General features: G+C 69.3%; 20 protein-coding genes. 7 read left to right on the top strand and 13 right to left on the bottom strand.

The genetic code is table 11. The annotated features are described in order from the left end of the window. Positions 1-28: 28 nt before the first annotated feature. Both AC1IQ6_RS04715 and AC1IQ6_RS04710 read right to left on the bottom strand, forming a co-directional pair. Positions 29-1,192 (bottom strand): putative sulfate/molybdate transporter, encoded by a 1,164-nt coding sequence (locus AC1IQ6_RS04715; protein ID WP_485865951.1) that lies wholly within the window; start codon positions 1,190-1,192, stop codon positions 29-31. A gap of 9 nt (positions 1,193-1,201) precedes the next feature. Then, positions 1,202-1,963: a Crp/Fnr family transcriptional regulator gene (locus tag AC1IQ6_RS04710; RefSeq protein WP_246842451.1), complete on the bottom strand. Its 762-nt coding sequence runs from the start codon at positions 1,961-1,963 to the stop codon at positions 1,202-1,204. Positions 1,964-2,103: 140 nt separating this feature from the next. On the opposite strand from AC1IQ6_RS04710, the gene AC1IQ6_RS04705 reads away from it, so the two are divergent. The 5 genes from AC1IQ6_RS04705 to AC1IQ6_RS04685 all read left to right on the top strand — a co-directional run bounded on the left by AC1IQ6_RS04705 (position 2,104) and on the right by AC1IQ6_RS04685 (position 7,626). After that, positions 2,104-3,321, top strand: a complete 1,218-nt coding sequence (locus AC1IQ6_RS04705; RefSeq protein ID WP_111825776.1) for an ABC transporter substrate-binding protein — start codon at positions 2,104-2,106, stop codon at positions 3,319-3,321. 10 nt (positions 3,322-3,331) lie between these two features. Further along, positions 3,332-4,246: a beta-keto acid cleavage family enzyme gene (locus tag AC1IQ6_RS04700; protein ID WP_485865950.1), complete on the top strand. Its 915-nt coding sequence runs from the start codon at positions 3,332-3,334 to the stop codon at positions 4,244-4,246. A gap of 14 nt (positions 4,247-4,260) precedes the next feature. After that, positions 4,261-5,037 (top strand): SDR family oxidoreductase, encoded by a 777-nt coding sequence (locus tag AC1IQ6_RS04695; protein WP_485865949.1) that lies wholly within the window; start codon positions 4,261-4,263, stop codon positions 5,035-5,037. A gap of 97 nt (positions 5,038-5,134) precedes the next feature. After that, positions 5,135-7,255 (top strand): LamG-like jellyroll fold domain-containing protein, encoded by a 2,121-nt coding sequence (locus AC1IQ6_RS04690; protein ID WP_485865948.1) that lies wholly within the window; start codon positions 5,135-5,137, stop codon positions 7,253-7,255. 104 nt (positions 7,256-7,359) lie between these two features. Next, a complete protein-coding gene (locus AC1IQ6_RS04685; protein WP_102773892.1) occupies positions 7,360-7,626 on the top strand; it encodes a hypothetical protein in 267 nt (88 codons plus the stop codon). Between the two features lie 19 nt (positions 7,627-7,645). Here the strand turns inward: AC1IQ6_RS04685 and AC1IQ6_RS04680 are convergent, their stop codons facing one another. The 10 genes from AC1IQ6_RS04680 to AC1IQ6_RS04635 form a co-directional block, all read right to left on the bottom strand. Beyond that, a complete protein-coding gene (locus tag AC1IQ6_RS04680; protein WP_485865947.1) occupies positions 7,646-9,268 on the bottom strand; it encodes a methyl-accepting chemotaxis protein in 1,623 nt (540 codons plus the stop codon). Positions 9,269-9,386: 118 nt separating this feature from the next. Beyond that, complete coding sequence (locus AC1IQ6_RS04675) at positions 9,387-10,172, bottom strand: HpcH/HpaI aldolase family protein (RefSeq protein ID WP_485865946.1); 786 nt, start codon at positions 10,170-10,172, stop codon at positions 9,387-9,389. A 27-nt stretch (positions 10,173-10,199) separates the two neighbouring features. After that, a complete protein-coding gene (locus AC1IQ6_RS04670) occupies positions 10,200-11,186 on the bottom strand; it encodes a Bug family tripartite tricarboxylate transporter substrate binding protein (RefSeq protein WP_485865945.1) in 987 nt (328 codons plus the stop codon). 73 nt (positions 11,187-11,259) lie between these two features. Then, a complete protein-coding gene (locus tag AC1IQ6_RS04665; RefSeq protein ID WP_479731110.1) occupies positions 11,260-12,273 on the bottom strand; it encodes a LacI family DNA-binding transcriptional regulator in 1,014 nt (337 codons plus the stop codon). Further along, positions 12,270-13,037 (bottom strand): SDR family NAD(P)-dependent oxidoreductase, encoded by a 768-nt coding sequence (locus AC1IQ6_RS04660; RefSeq protein WP_102773896.1) that lies wholly within the window; start codon positions 13,035-13,037, stop codon positions 12,270-12,272. Before AC1IQ6_RS04660 ends, AC1IQ6_RS04665 begins: the two co-directional genes overlap by 4 nt. Continuing rightward, positions 13,034-14,353, bottom strand: a complete 1,320-nt coding sequence (gene hisD, locus AC1IQ6_RS04655; protein WP_111825781.1) for a histidinol dehydrogenase — start codon at positions 14,351-14,353, stop codon at positions 13,034-13,036. Before hisD ends, AC1IQ6_RS04660 begins: the two co-directional genes overlap by 4 nt. Before the next feature lie 145 nt (positions 14,354-14,498). Continuing rightward, complete coding sequence (locus AC1IQ6_RS04650; protein WP_485865944.1) at positions 14,499-15,581, bottom strand: flavodoxin family protein; 1,083 nt, start codon at positions 15,579-15,581, stop codon at positions 14,499-14,501. Continuing rightward, entirely contained in the window at positions 15,578-16,048 is a 471-nt protein-coding gene (locus AC1IQ6_RS04645) for a low affinity iron permease family protein (RefSeq protein WP_102773899.1), read from the bottom strand. Before AC1IQ6_RS04645 ends, AC1IQ6_RS04650 begins: the two co-directional genes overlap by 4 nt. Before the next feature lie 26 nt (positions 16,049-16,074). Further along, positions 16,075-16,833 carry an alpha/beta hydrolase family protein gene (locus tag AC1IQ6_RS04640; RefSeq protein ID WP_102773900.1) on the bottom strand — a complete coding sequence of 253 codons (759 nt, stop codon included), beginning with the start codon at positions 16,831-16,833 and terminating at the stop codon, positions 16,075-16,077. After that, a complete protein-coding gene (locus AC1IQ6_RS04635) occupies positions 16,820-17,950 on the bottom strand; it encodes a DUF3182 family protein (protein WP_209166933.1) in 1,131 nt (376 codons plus the stop codon). The genes AC1IQ6_RS04640 and AC1IQ6_RS04635 overlap by 14 nt, the downstream gene beginning before the upstream one ends. Positions 17,951-18,176: 226 nt before the next feature. On the opposite strand from AC1IQ6_RS04635, the gene AC1IQ6_RS04630 reads away from it, so the two are divergent. After that, positions 18,177-20,534 (top strand): mechanosensitive ion channel domain-containing protein, encoded by a 2,358-nt coding sequence (locus AC1IQ6_RS04630; protein WP_102773901.1) that lies wholly within the window; start codon positions 18,177-18,179, stop codon positions 20,532-20,534. A 19-nt stretch (positions 20,535-20,553) separates the two neighbouring features. On the opposite strand, the gene AC1IQ6_RS04625 is transcribed toward AC1IQ6_RS04630, so the two are convergent. Next, positions 20,554-21,567, bottom strand: coding sequence for a helix-turn-helix domain-containing protein (locus AC1IQ6_RS04625; RefSeq protein ID WP_102774165.1), 1,014 nt, complete (start codon positions 21,565-21,567; stop codon positions 20,554-20,556). 190 nt (positions 21,568-21,757) lie between these two features. Here AC1IQ6_RS04625 and AC1IQ6_RS04620 point away from each other — a divergent pair, with 190 nt between their 5' ends. Beyond that, on the top strand, positions 21,758-25,075 hold the full coding sequence (locus tag AC1IQ6_RS04620; protein ID WP_485865943.1) for an autotransporter outer membrane beta-barrel domain-containing protein: 3,318 nt from the start codon (positions 21,758-21,760) through the stop codon (positions 25,073-25,075). The last annotated feature ends 15 nt before the right edge of the window (positions 25,076-25,090 follow it).

Raw genomic sequence — 25,090 nt, 5'->3', positions numbered from 1 at the left:
TGGCGTCAGTATAGCGGCTGGCGTCCGTCTACAGGCGCAGCCAGCCGCGCCGCACCGCGTAGTGCAGCGCACAGCCCAGCACAAAGCCGGCGGCCACGTTCCAGATGCAGACGGCGGCGCCGGCCAGCACCACGGCGCGTTCCTCGCGCGCCTCGGGCAGCGCGCCGTTGCCCACCGCCAGCTGCAGGCCGGTGATGAACAGCAGCACCCCCAGCACCGCCGGCGGAAACAGCTCGAACAGGGTCGCCACCGCGCCGCTGAAAAACAGCGCCAGCGCCAGCAGCAGCCCGCCCAGTATCACCACCGAGCCGCCGGTGCGCGCGCCGAACGCGACGTGGCCGGCCATGCCGCCGGCGCCGTGGCACATCGGCACGCCGCCGCTCAGGCCGGAAAACAAGTTCATCAGCCCCGTGGAAAAAGCCATCGTGCCCTCGGACACCGGGCGTTCGGGAAAAAGCCGGTTGTTCTCGTGGCTGATGGCCAGGATGGCGTTGCCCAGCGTCAGCGGAATCTGCGGCAGGACCAGCAGCACGATGGCCACGAACACCTGATCCCAGCCCACCTCCGACAGCGTCCATTGCGGCAGGCGCAGGGCCGGCGGCGTCGCCAGCAGGCGGTCCAGCAGTTCGGGCTGGCGCCACAGCCCCAGCGCCGCGCCGAACAGCAGCAGACAGAACATGGCGGGCATGCGCCGGCTGCGCAGCAGCGCCAGCGCCATCGCCCCCGCGACCAGGGCCACCAGCAGGTCGCCGTGCATCATCTTCACGCCCTGCAGCATGAAGCCCACGCCCAGCCCCAGCAGGATCGCGTAGACCACCGTGGCCGGCACCCAGCGCGCCACGTGGCGCATGACGCCGCTGAGCGCCAGCGCCAGCCACACCAGCCCGGTCACCAGCGCGGCCACCTGCACCGCGCCCGGCGTGACCACCGCCGTCTGCACCGCCTGGATCGAGGCCGCGGCGCCGATGGCCTTCATGGGCTGCACCGGAATGGGCGTGCGGTAATACAGGCCGCAAGCCAGCATCGACACCCCGAAGGCGAACAGAACGCCGAACGGGTCCATGCCCAGCACGCCGATATAGGCCGCGATGAACGGAATCAGGGTGCCCAGGTCGCCGAAGGCGCCCGCCCACTCCATCTTGTCGTAGCGATTGGATGGCGAAACCGCCCGGGTAGCATCTGAATCGGTCATGTGAACAGGTTACGGCAGATTTTCCGGCCCGTCTCCGCGTCCGATCTGCGCGTAATGATGCAGCGCGTCGCGGTCCAGGATGGTCAGCCCGCCGTAACGCGTCTGCAGCACGCCGGCGCGCGCCAGGCGCGTCAGGGCGGCGTTGCAGCGCTGGCGCGACACGCCGCACAGGCTGGCGATTTCTTCCTGCGAGATCTTCAGGCGCCCGCCGGTGTCCGAGTGCGATTCCGCCGCGAGCTGCGCCGCCACCGCGCGCGCCACCATCGTGTCCACGTCCAGCAGCACATTGCCGCAATAGCTGGCCATCAGCCAGTCCACGCGCTGCGCCAGATGCAGCATCAGCGCCTGGGTGAACGCGATGTTCTGCTTCCACAGCCGTTCGCACAGGTCGCGCGGCAGCACCACCACGCGGCTCGGCCGCAAGGCCATCACTTCGTACTCGAAGCGCGCGCCGCGGATCATGGTGGCCTCGCCGAACCAGCTTCCGGTGCTGAAGCCAGCCAGCGACAGCGTCTTTCCCTGCGCGCCGCTGGACGACCACTTCACCAGGCCGTCCACCACGCCGTACCAGCCCGGCGAGCGCGAACCCGCGCGAAACAGGTATTCGCCCTTCCTTAGCGACACCACGCGCAGCGCGGCGCGGATCTCCTGGCGCTCGGCCGGCGGCAGGCCGTTATACCAGGGCACCACCTCCAGCATCCTGTCCACCGCCGCCTGCGCCTGACGTGGCCCGGCGCGCAACGGCTGGTCCCTCTTGTCCGCAGACGCCATGCCCATTGTTTCCTCTTCAGGCTGTGGCGCCCGCCCAGGTAAACCCTAGGCTTCTTTGTCACCATGGTGACTGTCCGCGCGGCGGGTCCGACCACAGAATAAGAATGCTCATCGGCCAAAAAACATAAGAGGAGACATGAATGTTGTCAATGTCGCACGCGATGTCCGCCGCAGCCGCCTGCGGCGCCCTCCTGCTGGCCGCGCCCGGCGGCGCGCAGGCGCAGTTCTCGGATGACGTCATCCGCATCGGCTTCATCACCGATCTTTCCGGCGTGTATTCGGGCCCGGACGGCCCCGGCGGCGCCCAGGCCATCAGGATGGCCATAGAGGAAATGGGCGGCGCGATCGACGGCAAAAAAATAGAGCTGCTGGTGGCCGACCACCAGAACAAGCCCGACATCGCCTCGGCCAAGGCGCGCGAATGGTTCGACCAGCGCGGCCTGGACATGCTGATAGGCGGCACGAATTCCAGCACGGCGCTGGCCATGTCCAAGGTCGCCGCCGACAAGAAAAAGCCCATCATCGTGGTGGGAGCGGGCTCGCCTGCGCTGACCAACGAGCAGTGCACGCCCTACACCCTGAACTACGCCTACGACACGGTCGCCCAGGCGCGCGGCACCGGCGGCGCGGTGGTCAAGGCCGGCGGCAAGTCCTGGTACTTCCTGACTGCGGACTACGCCTTCGGCCACGCGCTGCAGGCCGATACCACCACCGTGATCGAGGCCGGCGGCGGCACCGTACTGGGCGCGGTCAAGCATCCGCTGTCGTCGGCCGACTTCTCCTCGTTCCTGCTGCAGGCGCAAAGCAGCAAGGCCGAAATCCTGGCCCTGGCCAACGCCGGCGCCGACACCATCAACGCGATCAAGGCGGCCAACGAATTCGGCGTCACCCAGACGATGAAACTCGCCGGCATGATGATGTTCATCAACGACGTCCACGCCATGGGCCTGCCCACCGCCCAGGGCATGTACCTGACCGACAGCTGGTACTGGAACGCCTCGGACGACGCCCGCGCCTGGGGCCGGGAGTTCTACAAGCGCCAGCAGGCCATGCCCTCCTCGCTGCAGGCGGCCGACTACTCGGCCGCGCTGCAGTACCTGCGCGCGGTCAAGGCCACCGGCACCGACGACGCGGACAAGGTGCTTGCCCACCTGCGCGCGAACAAGCTGAACGACATGTACATCAAAAACGGCGTGGTGCGGCCCGACGGCCGTGTCGTGCACGACATGTATCTGCTGCAGGTCAAGACGCCGGAACAGTCCAAGGAACCCTGGGACTATTTCAAGGTCGTCCGCACCATCGACGGCAACGAAGCCTTCACCAAGCAGTCGGAAAGCCGCTGCGCCCTGTGGAAATAGCGAGCACGCCATGGCAAAACGCAAAGTGATCGTGACCATCGCCCCGACCGGCGGCATGGCGTTCAAGAACCAGAATCCCCATCTTCCCACCCAGCCCCGCGAAATCGCCGAGGACGTCTACCGCTGCTACAACGCCGGCGCCAGCGTGGCGGCCCTGCACGCCCGCCGGCCCGACGACCAGGCCACCTGCGACGCCTCGATCTACCGCGAGATGAACCGGCTCATCCGCGACCGCTGCGATATCGTGCTGAACAACTCCACCGGCGGCGGCGTGCACGGCGACATGGTCAGGGAGACCACGCCCGGCACCTGGGAGATCCTCTGGGAGGAGCGGCTCAAGGGCATGGACGCGGGCGCGGAAATGTGCACGCTGGACGCCACCACGCTGAACCTGGCCTTCGACGGCCGCGAGTACCTGATGAATACGCCGCTGAGCCGTGCGCGCGAACTGGCCGCCGGCATGAAGGCGCGCGGCATCAAGCCGGAATGGGAGGTCTTCAGCCCCACGCACATCATCCAGGACGCCGCCACGCTGATCGGCGAAGGCCTGGACGACGGCCCGCCTTTCATCAACCTGGTCATGAACGTGCACCGCAACTTCCAGAACGCCATGCCGTTCTCGCCGCGCCACCTGCAGATGATGGTGGACCTGCTGCCCAAAAACAGCGTGTTCTGCGTCAGCGGCATCGGCCCCTCGCAGCTGGAGGCCAACATCAGCGCGCTGCTGCTGGGCGGCCATGCGCGGGTCGGGCTGGAAGACAATCTGTACTACCGCCACGGCGAGCTGGCCACCAACGTGCAGCTGACCGAGAGAATCGTGCGCATCATCCGCGAACTCCACATGGAGCCGGCCACGCCCGCCGAAGCGCGGGAGATCATGGGACTGCCGCGCGCCGGCGGCGTGCGGCCCGAGTTCGCGGCATGACGGAGACCCGCAGCATGAATGCATCGCTCAAGGGCAAGCGCGTCCTGGTCACCGCGGGCGCGAACGGCATCGGGCTGGCGATCGCGCGCCGGTTCCTGCAGGCCGGCGCCGAAGTGCACGCCTGCGACGTGGACGAGGCCGCCTGCCGCGCCGCCGCCGACAGCCATTCTGGGCTGGGCATGAGCGTGACGGACGTGTCTTCCGAAGCGCAGGTCCAGGCCCTGTTCGGCGTGCTGAAGGACAAGTGGGACGGGCTCGACGTGCTGGTCAACAACGCCGGCGTCTCCGGCCCCACCAGCCGGCTCGAAGACACCACGCTGGAGGCCTGGCGCAACACGCTCGACGTGAACCTGACCGGCACCTTCCTGTGCGCGCGCAGCGCGGTGCCGATGCTGCGCGCGGCCGGCGGCGGCTCTATCGTCAACATCTCTTCGGTGGCCGGCCGTCTTGGATTTTCGCTGCGCACGCCCTACAGCGCCAGCAAGTTCGGGCTGGCCGGCCTGACCCAGACCTGGGCCATGGAGCTCGGCCCGTCCAACATCCGCGTCAATTCGGTGCTGCCCGGCGTGGTGGCGGGCGAACGGGTCGAACGCATCATCGCCGCGCGCGCCGCCGCCGGCGGCGTCAGCAACGACGAGATGCGCGCGCAGCTGCTGTCCGGCGTATCGCTGCGGCGCATGACCCGTCCCGAGGACATCGCGAACCAGGTGGCCTTTCTGTGCTCGGACGAAGGCGCGATGATCAGCGGCCAGAGCATATCGGTCTGCGGCAACGTCGAGCACCTGGGCTGAAGCCGGAGCCTCATCGTTATCTAGGACAAATCCTGTCATTGGCGCGTCACTCCGCACGAATATAAATGCGGCCTTTCACGTGCACTCAGGATTTGCGATGTCCACCTTCGATGACGAAACCGGCCTGCCGGCGCCCACGCGCCGCAACTTCCTCCGAGGCGGCCTGGCCGCGGCGCTGATCCCCGGCGCGGGACTGCTGACCGCTTGCGGCGGCGACGACGACGATGACGATTCCGCCGCCGGCGGCGGCGAGAGCGGCGGCGAAACGCCGCAGCCCCAGCCCGAACCCGGCCCCGACGCCACCCAGGGTTCGCGCTTCGCGCTGGCGGTGCTGCCCGACACCCAGTTCTACGCCCGCTACGCCACGCTGGCGGAAAGCAGCCAGTACAGCCGCAAGTTCGGCAGCGAACCCTACATGGCGCAGACCTACTGGATCGCCGCCAACGCGGCCGCGCTGAACATTCCCTTCGTGACCCATCTGGGCGACGTGGTGGACCAGGCCGGCAAGCCCGACCAGTGGAAAGTGGCCGACCAGGCCATGCGGGTGCTGGAAACGGCCAAGGTTCCGTACTCGGTGCTGGCCGGCAACCACGACGTGCTCCGTTCGCTGGAATACGTGGACGCCTCCAGCCAGGCCAGCGGCACCGACGCCCAGCGCGTGCTGGCCGACGAGCCCTATCTGCAATGGTTCAACCCCGCCCGCGCCAAGCGCATGAGCACCTTCCGCGGCCGCGACGCCAGCGGCTTCCACGAATACCACGTGTTCGAAGCCGAGGGGCAGCAGTTCATGGTGCTGTCGCTGTCGTGGCGCATCTCGGACGACGGCATCGCGTGGGCGCGCCGCGTCATCCAGGAAAATCCCGGCCTGCCCGTCATCCTGGTCAACCACCAGCTGCTGAACATCGACCGCGACGGCGTCAGCCCGCTGGAGACGGCCTACGGCAACATGCTGTGGGAGCGCCTGATCCGCGACAACGACCAGATCTTCATGACGCTCAACGGCCACCATCACGGCGCGGCGCACCAGACCCGCGTCAACGATTTCGGCAATAAGGTCGAAATCATGGTGGTCGACTACCAGATGGCCTACCAGGGCGGCAACGGCCTGATGCGCCTGTATGAATTCGACCTGACCCACAACCAGATCCACGTGCTGTCGTTCTCGCCGTGGGTGGTGCAGAAGCCGCGCGACACCCTGACGCAGTTCGACCAGGCCGTGCTGAAGACGGCCAACGAGCAGTTCACCATCGAGATGGACTTCGCCGCCCGCTTCTCCGGATTCAACAAGCAGTTCAAGCCCGGCCCGCAGCTGCGCGGCTCGCTGGTGGAGGCCGCCAGCGCGATGATACTGGCCGGCTACACCGAGCCCGAGGTCGAGGTCGCCCGCGCCCCGGCCGATCCCGAGGACTATCCCAAGGTGGCCAGCACCGTGGCGCACTGGCGCTTCACCGGCGGCGCGGCCGGACAGGCCGTGGCGGCCGGCCAGGTCATCGAGGACCGCGCCGGCCAGAACCCGCTGCGGCGCGCGGCCCTGAACGCCGAACCCGGCGTGCGCACGGCGCAGCTCGAAGACGTGCGCTGGAGCGACGACAAGCACTTCCTGTCCGCCGCCCCCGGCTCGGTGCAATTCGCCAACACCGACAAGAACGCCCAGCGCCTGAGCTACTTCCTGACCGACGCCGCCGCGCCGCTCAACGCCATGGACTTCGCCGCCACCGGCTACACGGTCGAAGCGTTCGTGAAGATCGACAAGAACTGGCGTTCCGACCTGCACGCCTGGATGAACATCATGACCCGCGACGGCCGGCGCGACGCGGTGCCGGGCTTCTCCGGCGGCGACGGCGAATCGCCGCCGCTGCTGTTCGCGGTCTCCAGCCTGCGCGAAATCCAGTGGGAAGTGGTCACGCCGCAGGCGGGCGCGCGCGCCCCGCAGGCCAGCTGGTCCGGCGAGATCATGGCCGACAGCTGGGTGCACATCGCCGTGGTGGCCGACCCGGCCGCGAAGGAAAGCATCATGTACATCGAAGGCGCGCCGGCGCTGCGCAACTCCGGCAACGCCACCGGCCTGGCCCCGGTGTCGGCCGCCATGCCGTGGGTGGTGGGCGCCGGCTCCTGGGACGGCGAACGCAGCGACGGCTTTTTCGGCAGCATCGGTGAAATCCGCATCGCCGCCGAGCCGCTGCCCTCGCAGCAGTGGCTGACCGCAAGACGCGGCTAGGCCACGGCGCGATCATCCGCAAGGCCGGCGCCGTGGCGCCGGCCTTGCTGCTTTTAGGGGCCACATCGACCGCAGTAGCATGAAAAACGTCGACAGGAGGCACCATGGAACAAGCAAAGTGGGATTTCCAGATCGAACATCCGGTCAACCAGGACGGCGCCTGGAGCATAGGCTACATGCTGATTCCGCCGCCCGGCGCGGCCGCCGAAGAGCGGATCGCCATCGACGAGCGCTTTCCGTCCGCGCAGATCGCGATCGAAGAGGCGACGCGGCTCGCGCAGATCCACGTCGCCGACCTCAACGGCGATACCGCCACCTTCGAAAAACCGACGGACGACGAGGTCCCGTTCGGCAAGAATCCGCGTTTCTAGCGCGCCCGCGGCCGCCCGCCTAGGCCGGCAACAGCCTGGCTCGCAGCCGCGCCGGCGCGTCCTGCTGGCCGCGGCCGGCGTCGTCCGTCAACCGGAACACGCCCACCGCGCCCACCAGTTCGCGCGCCTGGTCCTGCATCGACCCGGCCGCCGCCGCGGCCTGCTCGACCAGCGCGGCGTTCTGCTGCGTGACTACGTCCATCTGCGCGACGGCGCGGTTCACCTGCTCGATGCCGCTGGCCTGTTCGCGCGAAGCCGCCGCGATCTCTCCCATGATGTCGGTCACGCGCTGCACCGAAGCCACCACTTCCTGCATCGTGGCGCCGGCCTCCTGCGCCTGGCGCGAGCCGTCGGCGACCTTGCCGGCGGAATCCTCGATCAGCGCCTTGACTTCGCGCGCGGCCTGCGCGCTGCGCTGCGCCAGCGAACGCACCTCGCCCGCCACCACCGCGAAGCCCTTACCCTGCTCGCCCGCGCGCGCGGCCTCGACCGCGGCGTTGAGCGCCAGGATGTTGGTCTGGAACGCGATCGCGTCGATCACCGACACGATCTCGGAGATCTTGCGCGAACTGGCGGAAATCTCTTGCATGGTGCCGACCACCGCCGACACGGCGCTGCCGCCGCGCTCGGCGATGGCGCAGGCGCCGGCCGCGAGGCGGTCGGCCTGGCTGGCGTTGTCGGCGTTCTGCTTGACGGTCGAGGCCAGCTCCTCCATCGATGCGGCGGTCTCTTCCAGCGAAGCCGCCTGCTCCTCGGTGCGGCTGGACAGGTCGGCATTGCCCGCCGCGATCTGGCCCGAGGCGCTGGAGATGGTTTCCGCCCCGCCGCGGATGGCGCGCACGGCGCCGGCCAGTCTGTCCTGCATGTCCTGCAGCGCGTGCAGCAGGCGTCCGGTTTCGTCGCCCGCGCCCGCTTCGATGCGCTGGCTCAGGTCGCCGCCCGCCACCGACTCGGCCGCCTTGACGGCGCGCGCCAGCGGCCGCGTGACGGACCGCGCGACCCGCCATGCGAAAAGCGCGCCCAGCGCCAGCGCGATGCCCGCCAGGGCCAGGTTCAGCCGCTCCGCCTGCCGCGTGATCTCCTGGCTGGCCTCGCCGGCCTGCCGCATCTCGGCGGCCTGCAGCCGCGACAGTTCGACGATGTGGTTCTGCAGGCTGTCGAGCAGGGGCAGCGTTTCTTCCAGCAACCGCTGCCGGGCCGCATCGCGCTCGCCATTCTTCAATTGCGCGCCCACCGCCTGGAACGACCGCACGTAGCGCCCTCGCACCTCTTCCAGCGCGCGCAGCCGCGCGCTGTCCTGCGCCGACGCGTACAAGGGCCGCAGCGCGGCGAGCGCCTGGTCTATGGTGCGGCGGTTCTGGTCGATCTGGACAAAGCGCTTTTCAGAAGCGGCCGGATCGGCGTCGACGATCAATTCCAGATTGGCGCGCGCGTTGGCGCGCGTCGTGACGTCGATGACCGATACCGCGCTGGCGCCGGCCCAGGTCTGCTGGATGATCGCCTGATTGATGCGCTCGATCTGCGCGAGCTTGTACTGCGCCGTGCCGGCCAGGGCCAGCAGCAAGGCGAGCACCGCGCCAAAGCCCAGGGCCAGGCGGGCGCCGATGGAGAGATTGCCGAAATTGATGCGAAAAACGGTCATGGGGTTCCAAGGTTGAACCAAGGGAAAACCCCAGTCTAAGTTTTGTGAAATATTTCACAATGTTTTTATCGCGCGGATTTGCGCGTCATCAAGGACGGCCGATACGACTCGGAATGCTTCAATACCGCAACGCCGCGTCGCGCCCGGCGCTGGCGGCCTGCGCCAGCGCGCGCGTGATGATGCTGGTCGACACATTGGCGAAATAGCGCGCGCCGAGCGCCCCGTATTTTTCCTCGTCGGCCGGCGTCAGCGCGATGATGCCGGCGCACTTGCCGGCCGCCGCGATGGCCCGCAGCCCCTGCTCGATGGCGCGCTGCACCGGCTCGGCGTTCCAGTCGCTGCCGTGGCCCATCGCGTGCGCCAGGTCGTTGGGGCCGATGAACACGGCGTCCACGCCGTCGACCGCCGCGATCTCCGCCGCCGCGGCGATCGCCTCGGGGGTTTCGATCATGGCGATGAAGGCTATGCCTTCGTTGCTGCGCTGCGTATGCCCGGCGCCGCCGAACGCGCCGTAGCCGGCCGCGCGCGTGCTGAAGGCGCTGCCGCGCCGGCCCAGCGGCGGATAGTGGATCAGGTCCGCCAGGCGGCGCGCCTGCGCGGCGCTTTCCACCATGGGCACCTGCACGGCGCTGGCGCCCATGTCGAGCACGCGCGGCAGGTCGTGTTCGAAGCAGCGCACCACCGGCACGATGCCGGCGGCCCGCGCCGCGCGCAGCATGTGCTCGGTGGTCCCGAAATCGGCGCTGCCGTGCTCGTTGTCCAGGATGATGAAATCGAATCCCGCATACGCGCACATTTCGACGATGGCCGGGCTGGGCAGGCCGTTGAACAGGCCGCGCAAGGGCTTGCCGCTGCGCAGTATGGCCGGCAGGCGGCCATCCAGAGGGTATCGGGGTTCGTTCATGTCAGTCTCCTGGATGCGGTTGGGGAATCAATCGGCCTGGATGCCGGCGTCCTTGATCACTTTGCCCCATTTTTCGATTTCGCTGCGCTGGAACTGCGCGAACGCGGCCGAGCCGCGGCCGTCCGGCGCCACGCCCAGCATCAGCAGCTTGGCGCGGACCTCCGGCGTTTCGACCACGGCCGCGATCTCGCGCGCCAGCCGGTCCACCACCGGCGCCGGCGTGCCGGCCGGCGCGAAGATGCCCTGCCACGACTGCATCTGGAACCCCGGCAGCCCCAGCTCGGCCAGCGGCCTGGCCTGCGGCAGGTCGGCCAGCGGCGCGGCCGACGTCACGCCCAGCACCTTGACCCGCTTCGAATCGATCATCGGGCGCGCCGCGGCCACGGTTTCGAACACCATGTCGATCTGTCCGCCGATCAGGTCCACCATGGACTGCGAACCGCCCTTGTAGACGATCTGGCGCAGCCGCGTGCCGGAGATCGACTGGAACAGCTGGCCCGACAGATGCTGCGAGGTGCCCGCGCCGGCGGTGCCGTAGGTCAGGCCGTCCGGCTGCGCGCGCGCCGCGTCTATCACCTGCTGCACCGTGTCGAACGGGCTGTCGGCGCGCACCACCAGGGCGTTGCTGACCATGCCCACCAGCGCCACAGGCGTGAAATCCTTGACCGGGTCGTAGCCCAGCGACTTGATGAAGAACGGGTTGACGGCGTGCGTGGTGATGGTGCCGCCGACCACCGTATAGCCGTCCGGCTCGGCGCGCGCCACCTGCTGGGTGCCGATGATGCCGGAGACGCCCGGCTTGTTCTCGACCACGACGGGCTCGCCCAGGCGGGCCGACAACTGCTCGGCCATCAGGCGCGCCACGCCGTCGGACACCCCGCCCGGCGAGAACGGCACGATGTAGCGGATGGTCTTGGCCGGCCAGCCGGGCGCGGCCTGCTGGGCGTGGGCCAGCGTGGCCGTCAAACCGAACGCCGCGGCGGCGGCCAGGGTGCGTATGAAGGTGCTGCGCATTCGAAAGTCTCCTGTCGATGATGTCTGGACGGAATCTGCGTCCGCCTTGCTGAGTTGCCGGTATGAAAGAAATTCAGGGGCCGGCGCGGACGGTGCCGCGCTCGACCAGGGTGCAGGGCACGACGATGTCGCGCGGCCGCAGTTCGGAATGCATCTGTTCGCGCAGCAGGCTCACGGTGGCCTCGACCATGGGTTCGACCTGCTGGCGCACCGTGGTCAGGCGATAGGCGCCCCAGGCGGCCTGCGGCACGTCGTCGAAGCCCACCACGGCCACGTCCTGCGGCACGCGCAGGCCCAGCTCCAGGCGCAGCACGTCCAGCGCCGCGATCGCCATATGGTCGTTGCCGGCGAACAGCGCATCCGGCGCATCGCGCTCGAACATCCGCCGCACCGCCTCCTGGGCCTGGTCGAAGTTGTAATGGCCCACCGCGCGGCTGTGCAGCGCGTGGCCCAGCTCGTCCAGCGCGTCGCGGTAGCCGCGTTCGCGCTCGATGCTGGTGGACGAATCCTCCAGGCCCGCCAGGTAGCCGAAGCGCCGGTAGCCGCGCTGCGCCAGCAACTGCGCCACCAGCCGGCCGCCCTCGTAATTGTCGGAAGTGACCGAGCTGCTGGCATGGCGCGCCAGCCCGCCCAGGATGGACACGCGGTTGAACTGCACCACCGGCACGCCCACTTCGGCGCAGCTGCGCGCCACGTTGGACGACAGCATGGCCGAGGCCATGACGATGCCGTCCACCTGGTATTGCAGGATCTCGGCCAGCACGCCGTCGGCCGCCTCGTCCACCTCGGCGATGAACATCAGCACGTGGTAGCCCTCTTTCTGCAGCTTCTGCGACAGCCGCTCTATCACCAGCGGATAGAACTGGTTTTCCAGATAGCTCATCACCAGCGCCACGATGCGGCTGCGGCGGGTGATCAGGCTGCGGGCCAGCGCGTTGGGCCGATAGCCCAGCTTCTGCGCCGCGGCCAGCACCTTGCGCCGGGTCTGCTCCGACACGCTGGCGCCGGGCGTGAAGGTACGGCTGACGGCGGACTGCGAGACCTCCGCCAGATCCGCCACGTCCTGGGCGCGCGGCGTGGTCCTCATGCGGCGGTCCATCCCGCGTCCAGCATCAGCGCGCTGCCGGTCACCAGGCTCGAGGCGTCGCTGGCCAGGAACACGATGGCGCCCATGATCTCCTCGACCTGCCCGACCCGGCCCAGCGCGTTGCGCGCGCAGACCCAGGCGCGGAATTCCGGGTCGGCCAGCATGCCGGCCGTCATGGGCGTTTCGATGAAGGTGGGGCACACCGTATTGACGCGGATGCCGGCCGCGCCCAGCTCCCAGGCCAGCGCCTTGGTCATGCCTTCGAGCGCATGCTTGCTGGCGCAGTACAGGGTGCGGCGCAGGCCGCCCACGTGGCCCATCTGCGACGACACGTTGATGATGGACCCGCCCTGCCCGGCCTGCAGCAGCCGGCGCGCGACCGCGCGGCAGACGTAGAAGGCCGCCTTCACGTTCAGGTCCATCACCGCGTCGATGTCCTCGTCGGACTGCTCCACCAGCGGCTTGGGGCGGTTCATCCCGGCGTTGTTCACCAGAATGTCGAAGGGCGCGCCTTGCGCCAGCGCGGCGTCGACCGCGGCCGAGTCCGTCACGTCCAGCACCAGCGCCGCGCACTGCACGCCCTCGGCCCGCAAGGCCTCGCAGGCCTGTTCCAGTTCGGGCGCGCGGCGCGCGGCCAGCGTCACGTGCGCGCCGGCGCGGCCCAGCGCCGTCGCCGCCGCCAGCCCGATGCCGCCGGAGCCGCCGGTCACCAACGCGCGGCGCCCGTCCAGCCGAAAATCCGGTCCCTTGGGCAGCGCGATCATGACCGGGCCTCCACCGGCTGGTACCAGGGCAGTTCGGGCCGGCCGCCGTAGCGGCGCACGCGGATATTGGCCTGCTCGCCGTGGCCGGCGAAGTTCTCCATGTGGCACAGGCGCGAGCAATATTCGCCCATGGTCGCGCTGGCGGCGTCGGTCAGCACGCGCTGGTAGGTGCAGGTCTTGAGGAACTTGCCCACCCACAGCCCGCCCGTGTAGCGCGCATTGCGGTTGGTCGGCAGCGTGTGGTTGGTGCCGATCACCTTGTCGCCGAAGCTGACATTGGTGCGCGGCCCCAGGAACAGCGCGCCGTAGTTCGTCATGTTGTTCAGAAAGTAGTCGGGATCGCGGGTCATGACCTGCACGTGCTCGAACGCCAGTTCGTCGGCCACCTGCAGCATTTCCTCCAGGCTGTCGCAGACGATGACCTCGCCGCAATCGGCCCAGGCCTGGGCCGCGATGGCGGCGGTCGGCAGGATGGCGAGCTGGCGCTCGACCTCGGCCAGCGTGTCGCGCGCCAACTGTTCGCTATTGGTCAGCAGCACCGCGGGCGAGGTCGGGCCGTGCTCGGCCTGGCCGAGCAGATCGACGGCGCACAGTTCGCCGTCCACGCTGTCGTCCGCGATCACCAGGGTTTCCGTGGGACCGGCGAACAGGTCGATGCCGACCCGGCCGTACAGCTGCCGCTTGGCTTCGGCCACGTACATATTGCCCGGGCCCACCAGCATGTCCACGGGCGCCACGCTGGGCGTGCCCACGGCCATCGCCACCACCGCCTGCACGCCGCCCAGCACCAGGATCTCGTCGGCGCCGGCCATGTCCATCGCGGTCACGATGGCCGGATGCGGCTTGCCTTGATAAGGCGGCGCCGTCGACACGATGCGCTTGACGCCCGCCACCTTGGCCGTCAGCACGCTCATGTGCGCCGAGGCCAGCAGCGGATACTTGCCGCCCGGGATATAGCAGCCCACCGCGTTCATGGGCACGTGGCGGTGGCCCAGCACCACGCCGGGATAGGTTTCCACCTCGACCTCGCGCATGGAATCGCGCTGGATCTGCGCGAAATTGCGCACCTGGCTCTGCGCGAACGCGATGTCCTCGATCTCGCGCGCCGACAGCTGCTTGCGGGCGGCTTCGATCTCCGCGCGCGACAGCCGGAAGTCCTGCGGGTCCCAGTTGTCGAACTTGCGGCTGTAGTCGCGCACCGCCGCGTCGCCGCGCGTCTCGATGTCGCGGATGATGTCTTCGACGGTGGCGCGCACCTTGGCGTCGTGGTCGGTTTTAACGGCGGCCGTGCGGCCGCGCTTCAGATACCGGATCATGGTTTTTCCTGCCCTGCAAACGTAGGTGAGTCGATGAAGTGCAGCCACTTTCAAGCGCTTGCATACGTATGCAAATCAGGGAAAACCCGTGGAATCCGGACTGGGAGGTGCCGGCCGTCGATCCGGGACCGGCCCTCGCCGCCGCTCACTTCGGCCGCGGCTGCTCGATCCCCCGGTCCAGCCCGGCCATCTCGCCGCGCCGCAGCCGCGGCAGCACATTGAGCACGGCCCGCGCCACGTTGCGCACCTCCTGCTGCACGGCCGTGTCGCGGTCCAGCTCGTCGTGGCTGGTGGCATAGGGGCGGTAATAGCCGATGTAGCGGTCCAGCCGCGAGGCCGCGCCGGCGTCGATCAGGCCCATCCAGTCCAGCCAGTCGCTCAGCGCGCGCCGCTGCGCCTCGATGCCGGCCACGTCGCCATGCACCACCAGCCCATAGGCGCGGCCGGCCAGGTGCTTGGGATACGGCCAGCCGGCAAGCTCAACCTCCTTGGCCTTGAGCGGGTCCTTGCCGCCGGTCAGCGTCGGATCGGGGTTGCCGCCGTCGGCGCACACCAGCCGGTCGATCATCAGCTTCAGCGGGCAAGGCGATTGATACCAGTAGGTGGGCGCCACCAGGATCACGGCGTGGGCCGCGACCCATTGTTCGTAGATGCCGGCCATGGCGTCGTTGACCTGCCCCAGCGCATGGTTCGGATAACAGCTGCAGGGCCAGTGGCACAAGGGCATGGCGGTCGAAACACAGCCCTTGCACGGATGGATCTGGTACTGGTATTCGGAGGCCAGGCGGCTGAGGTCCAGCATGTCGGTCTGCACGCCGCCGGCGCGCAGCTCGTCCAGCACGATGCGCGCCAGCCGCCAGGTCTTGGAGACTTCGCCCGGACAGGTGCCGTCGTTGCGCGACGCGCCGGCGATCACCAGCACGCGCGAGGGCGTGCTCGGATCGCGCTGCACTTTTTCGGCGACGGCCAGCCGGTCGCGCGTCTGCTTCCACTCGGCCGCCAGCTCGTAATCGGGATCGGCGAACTCGGGGCCGGCCTTGACGGTCACGGGCGATTTGCGGCCCGCTTCGTAGGCCTGCCAGGCGATGGTCTCCAGCCGCTCCAGGGCGTCGTTTTCGGCCTGGAAAGCCGGATCGTAGAAGCGCTGCATGAAGCGTTCACGGAACGCCTCGCGCGCCAGCGCGCCGGGATACTGTCCCTTGCGCACGGTGGGTTTGGGATGGTTCATTGCCGCCTCCGGCTGCGTGCGCGCTGGCGGTGTTGCTTCCTGGCGCGCGCCGTGCAGGCCGCCGCCAGCGCCAGCAGCTTGTCCTCGTCCAGGCTCTCGGCGTCGACCAGGCCTTCGTCGGCGCCCTTGAGCGCGATCAGCAGTTCATCGAGCTTCAGGTGCAGCGCCTCGCTGTCCTTGTTCTGGCTTTGCTGGATCAGGAACACCATGAGAAAGGTCACGATGGTGGTGCCGGTATTGATCACCAGTTGCCAGGTTTCGGAGTAACCGAACACCGGGCCGGTCAGCGCCCATGCGAGCACCGCCATCAGCGCCAGGCCGAACGTCACCGGCGTTGCGGTCCATCGCTTCACGCGCGTGGCGAAACGGTCGAAAGCCCTGAACAGCGCGCCGCCGCGCTCGGCCTGTTCCTTGGACGGCGATCGCTTCGGGCGCGGACGCCGCGCCGGTATGCTGGTGCTCGGCATGACTTCTTCCTGTCCTGCGCGCGCGCTCATAACCCTGCCCGCCCGACTCCCATGCGCGCGCCCATGACCATTTCGGTCACCCAGTTCACCAGGATCGAGGTGTAGGCGCGCTGCGCCGGCTTCTCGGTCAGGGCGTGGTCGGCGCCGTCGATAATGCGGTGCGTCAGGGAATGCGAGCGTCGAAACGCCCCCCGGTAGCTCATGATGGTGGAATGCGGGATGTAGATATCGTGCTCGGCCTCCACCAGCAGCACGTCGCCGGCGAAGTCGGTGCACGCCTGCAGCGCGCGGTTCTCCTCGGGCGGCACATAGGCGCTGCGGTAGGCGCGCAGCGTGTCGCGGTTGAGCTGGTTCTTGGGCACCAGCCACTCGTCGTCGCGGTACAGCGCCGGCACGTGCAGCGCCAGCCAGCGCACCGGCCGCAGCGTGCACAGCAAGGCCGCCAGATAACCGCCGTAGCTGCTGCCCACCACCGCGACCGAGCCGGAATCCAGGGAGGGATGGGCGGCCAGCCTGTCATAGGCCGCCACCACGTCGCGCAGATTGTCTTCGCGCGTCACCTCGCGCTGCCGTTGCAGGGTGGCGGCATGGCCGCGCAGGTCGAACGTCAGGCAGACGCAGCCCAGCGCGGCGATGCCCTTGGCGCGCGACAGGTCGAACTCCTGGCTGCCGCCCCAACCGTGGATGAAAAGTACGCCAGGCACTTTGTCCTCCGGGGTAAGAAAGGTCGCGTCCAGCGAGACGTCGTCCACTTCCAGCGCAAACGGTTTGCTATGCGCCGCCATCGTCCGCCTCCACGATTCCTCCCGATTTGCTGATCGGGCCGACCGCCCGGTCGTGCCCGTGGAACACCAGCCGCTGCGCGATCGGCACCGGCTCGTCGGCGCCGTAGCGCTCGCGCGTCTCGGCGCGCACCTCGCACAGCGCGGGCGACAGTGCGAACGCCTGCATGGCCGCAAGCTCGGCGATGCTGGCGCCGCCGGCGCGCCACGACTGTTCCAGCACGCCGGCGCGCGCGCCCCCGTCGGCCCCGCGCCCGAACGCCACGTCGTAATTGCGACGCGAGGCGATCAGGTCCGGATATGCCGTGGAAATCGCCGTGTCGTAATGGCAGGCCATGTCGATGGCATGGCGCTCTTTCGCGCCCAGGCGCAGCGCGCGCAAGGCGTCGAAGCCGCCGCGCACCACGCGCAGCTCGGAGCCGCCGTACACCTGGCTGCCGTCGTTGGACGGGGTCAGCGACTGGGTGCCGACATAGGAGATCTCCAGCTTGCCCACCTTCGACCAGCCCACGCTGTAGGTCTCGACGTCTTCCAGGTCTTCCTCCAGCACCAGGCCCAGGCGCGCCATCGCCGCCGGCGACTGCGCGGCCAGCGCGGCGCGCAGCGCGTCCAGGTCGCGCACCACCTGCTGCCCGCGCCCGCCGGTTCCGTCCGCCGGCTTCAGCCGCAGCGGACCGCGGGCCAGCAGCAGCCGGCCCGCGACCAGCGCGTCTTCGCGGCAGAAAGCCGTATAGCCCGACAGCACCACCGCGCGCAGCGCGGCCGGCAGCGACGCGACCCAGCCCGCCGGCGCGCGGGCCTGCGGCCCGGCGAGCTGGTGGCTGATGGATTTTGTCGCCACGAAGGCATGGGGCACCACGCCGCCGTACAAGTCCGCCGCCCTGCTGATGCCGAGCACGGCGGCGCGCGCCATGCCGGTGATGGTGCGATCCGGCACGTAATACGGCGCGGGGCTGCCGCGATGGCGGCTGGGCCGGTAATCCGGCACATACGTCCGGCCCAGCAGCGCGGCCAGGCGCAGGGCCAGCGCTTCCTGGGAGGCCGCTTCGTGCTCGGACGCCTGCAGGCGCCGCGGATAGGCCGCCACGATGCCGTCAGAGTGATTCGGTGTGGATGTCATAGCCGCCGGAAGCAGCAAGCGGCGTTCCCGGCTCGCGCGCCATGGGGCTTTATCATTCAGGCAGAAGAGGCGAAGCCGCCCGCGCGGCCCGCTTTCCATGTCACGCCTTGCTCGCAGAGGAGATTTACCAGTGGTTCGATCCGCGACGACAGCACCCATCGCCCCCCTGCCCCGCAAACCAGCCGCCCATCCCTGGCGGCGCCTGACGCGCTGGCTGCTGGCGGCGATGTTGTGCTGGCTGTCGCTGGCCTGGCAATCCGCGGCCCAGGCCGCCAGCCCGCTGCTGCCGCAGCAACCGGCCGCCGCCTCCACCGAACTGACCCCGGCCGCCCTGGCCGACCTGCTGGAAAACGCCGAGGCACGCAAAGCCCTGGTGGACCAGTTGCGCGCGCAGGCGTCCGGCGCCAAGCCCGCCGCGCCCGCCGCCGCCGAGGCGCCGGCGGAGCCCGGCCTGCGGGAACGCATGGCCGACGGGGTGCAGCGCTTCCTGACCGGCCTGGCCGCCGATATGGGACAGGGCGTGGACGACATGCGCAGCCTGGCCTCGGGGCGCAGCCTGCGCATGGACGGCGACGCGGCCAGCAGCGCGCTGCTGCCGCTGGCGCTGGCCGCCGCGGCCACGATCATCGCCTTTCTGCTGTTGCGCGCGATCGCCATGCTCGTCTACACGCGCATCGACCGCTGGGTGGCCGAACACGGCTGCGAGGCCGAGGCCTCGCGCAAGCCAGGCGCGCCGCTGACCATGCGCGTGCTGTCGCGGCGCGCCGGCGCCATCGTGGGCGCGGTGGCCATAGACGCGGCGGTGGTGCTGCTGGCGGCGATGGCCGGCGCGGCCGCCGCCCTGTGGAGCACGCCCGGCCGCGGCACGCTGGACCCGCTGGCGACCGTGTTCCTGCAGGCCTTCGTCTACGTGGAGATCGTCAAGGTGCTGGTGCGCACGGTGTTCGCGGTGCGCCATCCGCACCTGCGCCTGCTGCCCATGACCGACGAGCTGGCCCGGTACTGGGCCGCGTGGCTGCAGCGCATCGTCACGGCAGCCGGCTACGGCACGCTGCTGATCGACCCGGTGATGTCGGCCGCGCTGTCGCCCGCGCTGGGCCGGCTGGCCAGCATGGTCATCATGCTGGCCGTGTACGTCTACGCGGTGCGCGTGATCTGGCAGAACCGCCAGCCGGTGCGCGAACGCCTGGAACGCCGCGCCGCCAACGCCGCCACCTTCATGGGCTCGCGCCTGCGCATCCTGGCGCGCGTGTGGCACGTGCTGGGCATCGGCTACTTCACCATCCTGCTGGTGGTCAGCCAGATCGACCCGATCAACGCCCTCCCCTTCATGGCGCACGCCACCGCCCAGACCCTGCTGGTCATCGGCGTGGGCAGCCTGCTGATCCTGCTGCTGAACACCATGCTGGCCAAGCCCATCCGGCTGGCCGACGACCTGCGCCGGCGCCTGCCGCTGCTGGAGGCGCGGGTCAACGCCTACGTGCCGGCGGCCCTGAAACTGCTGGGCTGGATCATCCGCATCGTGATCCTGCTGCTGATCCTGGACGCGTGGCACGCATTCGACCTGTCGCGCTGGCTGGCCTCGGACGCCGGCGCCGCCGCCATCAAGGTGGTGCTCAACATCGTCATCGTGCTGCTGATCGCGGCGCTGGCCTGGACCGTGATCGCCAGCATCATCGAGCACCGTCTCAGCCAGCGCGAGGGGCGCGGCATGCCCAGCGCGCGCGAGCGCACGCTGCTGGCGCTGTTTCGCAACGCCGCGCTGATCGTGATCGTGGCCATGACGCTGATGGTGCTGCTGTCGCAGATCGGCATCGACGTGGGGCCGCTGATCGCCGGCGCCGGCGTGGTGGGCCTGGCCATCGGCTTCGGCGCGCAGAAGCTGGTGCAGGACATCATCACCGGGGTTTTCATCCAGCTTGAAAACGGCATGAACGAGAACGACGTGGTGCAGGTGGCCGGCGTGTTCGGCACGGTCGAGAAAATGACCATACGCTCGGTCGGCATCCGCACGCTGGACGGCGGCTACCACCTGGTGCCGTTCTCCTCGGTGGACGTGGTGGCCAACCACATGCGCGACTTCTCCTACCACCTGGGCGAATACACCATCGCCCACCGCGAAAGCGTGGACGACGCCATCGAGCATCTGCGCGCGGCCTTCGCCGAACTGATGACCGACACCGTGCTGGGGCCGGAAATCCTGGAGGAAATGACCGTGGCCGGCGTCACCGCCGTGAACGAAAAGGGCGTGACCATCCGCATCCTGATCAAGACCACCCCGGGCATGCAATGGGCGGTGCAGCGCGGCTACAACCGGCTGCTGAAAAAGCATTTCGACGCCGCCGGCATCGAGCTGCCCTACCCGCACACCGTGGTGTACTTCGGCCAGGACAAGCGCGGCTACGCGCCCCCGGCCAACGTGTTCATGCAGACCGAACGTCCCGACGAGGGCGACAACGCCCGCGCCGCCGGCCACACGCGCCGCCGCCTGGAACCGGAAACCCCGGGCGGGGACGCGGCCGAGGTGCTGGGCAACGAACTGGAGGCCCGCGCCGAACCCGAGGACGACACGCCGCGCGCCTAGCGGCGGCCGGGCGGGCCCGTCAGCCCGACAGGCCCGAGACCCAGGCCTTGAACACGTTGTCGGCCATGGCCTGGTTGCGCTCGCCCAGGCGATGCGCGCGGGCGCCGGACAGCGCGTCGGCCCGCAGCTCGCTGGGCGAGCAGCCGAAGCGCTGCTTGAACGCGCGGCTGAAATAGGCGTCGCTGGAGAAGCCGCAGCGATGGGCCGTCATGGCGATGGTCGAGGTGTTCGACGGGTTCGACAGCATGGCGAACGCGCGCACCAGCCGCCTTTCCTGCACATATCCGGCCACGCCGCCGTGGTCGGCGAAAAGCCGGTACAGGCTGGAACGCGAGATCGAGCACGCCCCCGCGATCCCTTCGGGATTCAGCGCCGGGTCGGCCAGATGCGCCTCGACATGGCGCCGCGCCCGCATCAAGGCCGTGGCCTTGCCCGCCGCGCGGGCCTTGGCCGGGCCGCCTTGCAGGCCGCCCACGCAGGCCGCGATCAGGCCCTCGGTCGCCGACAGGATGCCGCTCACCTGGCCGGCGTCGATCGAGCCAATGGAAGTAGACAGCGCGCGCAGGTATTCGTACAGCAGCGTGATGCTGCCGCCCTCCACGAACTGGCCATGCAGCCGTTCGGGCTGGCGGACCAGCCCGGCCATCGTGGCGCGCGGCAGGATGACCGATAGATTGCGCGTGGAGATGGGCGCGCGTTCCAGCGGCTGGCCCAGGTCCATGGTCAGCATCCGGGGCTTCTGGCCGGCGTGCGCGGGCGCATCGAACCGCAGCATCACGTGGTCCAGCATGTCGGCCCGGACCTTGCGGGCGGAACGCTCGAACACGAAGGGGTCCACCTCCATGTTGCTGAAGATCATGCCGCCCAGATTGAAGCTGCGGACGTCGACGCGGAGATCCCGCCGGCCGTCGATCGTATCGATGTCGAACATCGCGCCCATGCGATCGCGCCAGATCTCGAACCTGGCCTCTACGGGCAGTGCCGAGGTCTGAAAATGCCGCTGAGGAATGCCCACCACGCTCCTCCGTTTCATTTTGTATCAGACGGAATGTAGCACGCAGGGTTGCGCCCGCATGGCATTTTGGGACGCCGGGACAACAACCCGGCCGTCGATTGGGATGGACGTGCTAACGGCCCGCTTTTCATCCGGCCTAGACTCGTCCCGCCTGCTCGACCTACGCGCCGGCGACGCCCGGCTTTCGCCTTCCTGTCCGATTCCGCTTATGTCCCGCACATCCAGATTCACCCGCCCCCTGCTTGCCGCCTCGATCGCCGCCCTGCCGCTGTCCGGCCACGCGCTCGACATCGTGCCCATCAAGAACAAGAACGGGCAGACCGCCTTCGAAGCCCGCTTCTTCGGGCCGGGCGACGGCCCCTTCGCCGTATTCGACGAAGGCCCGGGCGAATACTCCACCTTCACGCTGTCGCCCGAACAGAAACGCAAGATCGTCTCCGGCCTGGAGTTGTGGGCCGAGATCGTCACGCTGCGGCCCGGCCACCTGCCGCCGGTCCTGCACATCGGCACCTACGACGAAGCCAACGCCGGCGCGATGAGCCCCGACGCGCCGGTCGCCGGCCGCGATACGCTCACGACCAGGCTGCTTGCCGCCATGGCGCGCGACGGCGGCCCCGAACCCAACGGCCATGCCAACATCGCCGTGGGCCGCCTCGACTTCGACGAGCTGGAACACGTGCCTTCGCAGCTGCCGCGCGACCCGTCCCGGCTCGATTTCTCCGGCGTCATGTTCCATGAGCTCGGGCATGCCCTGGGCATCCACAGCGGCGTGCAGGATGACCTCGAAGGCTCGCCCACGCCGCGTTTCGGCGAGCGCCTGAACCAATGGTCCGAGCACCTGCGCGACGACAACGGCAACCCGGCGCGCGCGGGCCAGGCCATCATGTGCAGCCAGTGCGACCACCCCTATAGCGCCGATGCCTTCGACGTGCGCAAGGACCAGGGCTATTTCTCGGGCCGGCACGTCGACGACGTGCTGGCCGGCGCCATGCCGGGCCTGCCGGTGCGCATGCTGTCGGCCGGCGTACTGGACGAGGACTACATGAGCCACATCGAGCTGCGCAACAGCCTGATGAGCCACCAGGACTACCGCAACTACACGAACTTCATGGAGGCCGAACTGGCCGCCATGCAGGACATGGGGCTGCAGCTGGACCGCCGCAACTTCTTCGGGTTCTCGATCTACGGCGACGGCCTGACGCTGGACAACCGCAACCCGTACGCCGCCCGCAACGCGGCCGGCACCGCGTACGTTCCCGGCACGTACAACACCGCCACGCTCGGCCTGGGCCTGCACATCTACGGCGAACGCAACCGCGTGACCCAGTCGGCCGACCTGCTCAGCGCCGGCGACGGCGGCGCCGGCATCCGCGTGGACGGCAGCGCCAACACGCTGGCCATCGCGCCCGGCGTCCGCGTGCACGGCAACGGCTGGAACGGGCGCGGCATCATGTTCAGCTACGGCAGGGACCAGGTGCTGATCCAGCGCGGCGACGTGCAGGCGCTGGGCCGCGACGGCATCGCGCTGGCCTTCGACTTCGGCAACAACAGCATGGGCTCGGCGTCGGAATACCGCGGCTCCTACATCCGCGAAACCGAGGACGGGCCGCTGCCCCTGCTGCCCGAACTGGAAGGCCCGCTGGCCAGGCGGGTCGACATCAGCGGACCGGTCGCCGGCCGCCGCGCCGCCATCTACATGTCCGACAACGCCCTGGTCGGCGAAATCAACGTGCTGCGCGGCGCCTCCATCCAGGGCGACATCGTTTCCCTGTACGGGCGCGTCGACGAACAGGGCCGACAACGCCTGACCTCGCTCAACTTCGGCAGGCAGGCCGATGCGCAGGGCCGCGCGCTGGACGCGCCGGACGCCGGCTTCACGTTCCGCTACGACGGCAATATCCAGGGCATCCGCAACCTGCGCGTCGGGCTCGCGGGCGGCCAGACTTCCCTGAACGGCGAACACCGGCTTTATTCGCTGGACATCGCGCCGGGCGCCACGCTGTCCGGCAACAGCCGCTACACCATGAACGACGCCGGCGCGTTCCGCAACCGCGGCACGCTCAGCCCCGGCAACTCGTTCGGCAGCATCGCCATCGCCGGCAACTACGTGCAGGAATCCACCGGCCGGCTGGTGCTGGAAACCAACGCCAGCGGCGGGCGCGACACGCTTACCGTCAGCGGCCTGGCCTCCGTCGCGGGCGAACTGCACGTGGCCTTGCAGCCCGACTGGTACGCCGACGGCTGGACGGTGCGCTCTGCCGAGCTGTTCCAGCCCGCGCGCCAGGAAGGCGATTTCGACGTGCTGGTCGCCAGCATCGCGTCGCCCACGCTGCTGGTCGACACCCGCGACGACGCCGGCTCGCCGCAAGGCTACGCCTGGTCAGTCATGCGCGGCAGCGACGCCTACTCGCAATTCGCCCGCTCCGGCAACGGCGCGGCGCTGGGCCGGGCCCTGGGCCAGGCCTCCTCCGGACAACAGCTGCCCCTGCGCGACCTGTACCGCTCGCTGGACTTCTCCCGCATGGACGGCGCCGACGTCGCCACCGCGCTGGAACAGCTCGGCCCCGGCGCCTATGGCGCGCTGACGGCCGACGCCATCCAGCGCGACCACCGCGTGGGCGCGCTGCTGGGCACGCGCGGCCTGTTCACCGCCTTGCCGGCCACGCGCCCGTCCGGCTGGCAGGCCTTCGTGCAGCCCTACGGATACCACGCCACGCAGGACCGCCGCGAGGGTCTGGCCAGCCATCGCACCAGCGAAACCGGCGTGCTCGTCGGGCTCGAACGCAACACGCGCCAGGACTGGACCTACGGCCTGAACCTCAGCATCTCCGAACTCGACAGCACCAGCCGCTCGCCCCACAACGGCAAGGGTTCCAGCACGGCCTTCCAGCTGGGCGTGCACACGCGCTACCAGGCCGCGCAAGATCCGCGCCTGCATTTCGCCGCCTACGCCAGGGCGGGCGCCGAACAGGGCAGGATGAAACGCGGCGTCGGCTTCTCCGACTACCAGGCCAGCCACGATAGCGACTGGAACGGCGCCAGCTTCAACGCCGGCCTGGCCACCGCCTACGCCTGGCCGCTGAACCGGGCCGTTTCCGTCGGTCCCGTGCTGGGCCTGGACTACGTGCACGCCTATCGCCCGGGCGTGGACGAATCGGGTCCCGCGGCCAGCAGGCTGAACCTGTCCTCGCTCAAGGCCGACAGCCTGCAAAGCAGCCTGGGCCTCATGGCGCGCAGCGATTGGCAGCTGAAAAACGCCCGGCGCCTGCAAGGCTACATGGCCGTCACCTGGGAGCATGAATGGCTCTCCCGCTACGCCACGCAACAGGCCCGCTTCGCGGCCTCGCCCGGCATCGCCTTCGGGCAGCGGATCGCCGTCGGCGCGCCGGACGCCATGGGCCTGCGCGCCGGCCTGGATTTCGCGCCGCAGCCCAACGTCGCGGTGCGCGCCAGCGTGGCGACCCGGCTGTTCAGCCCGGGCCAGCAGGACGTCGGGGCGGATGTGTCGGTGTCGTGGGCGTTTTGAAGCGGTGCGGCAAAG

Source organism: Achromobacter sp. MUI-25009338, assembly GCF_057359325.1.
This window is presented reverse-complemented; position numbering and strand designations above follow the sequence as displayed.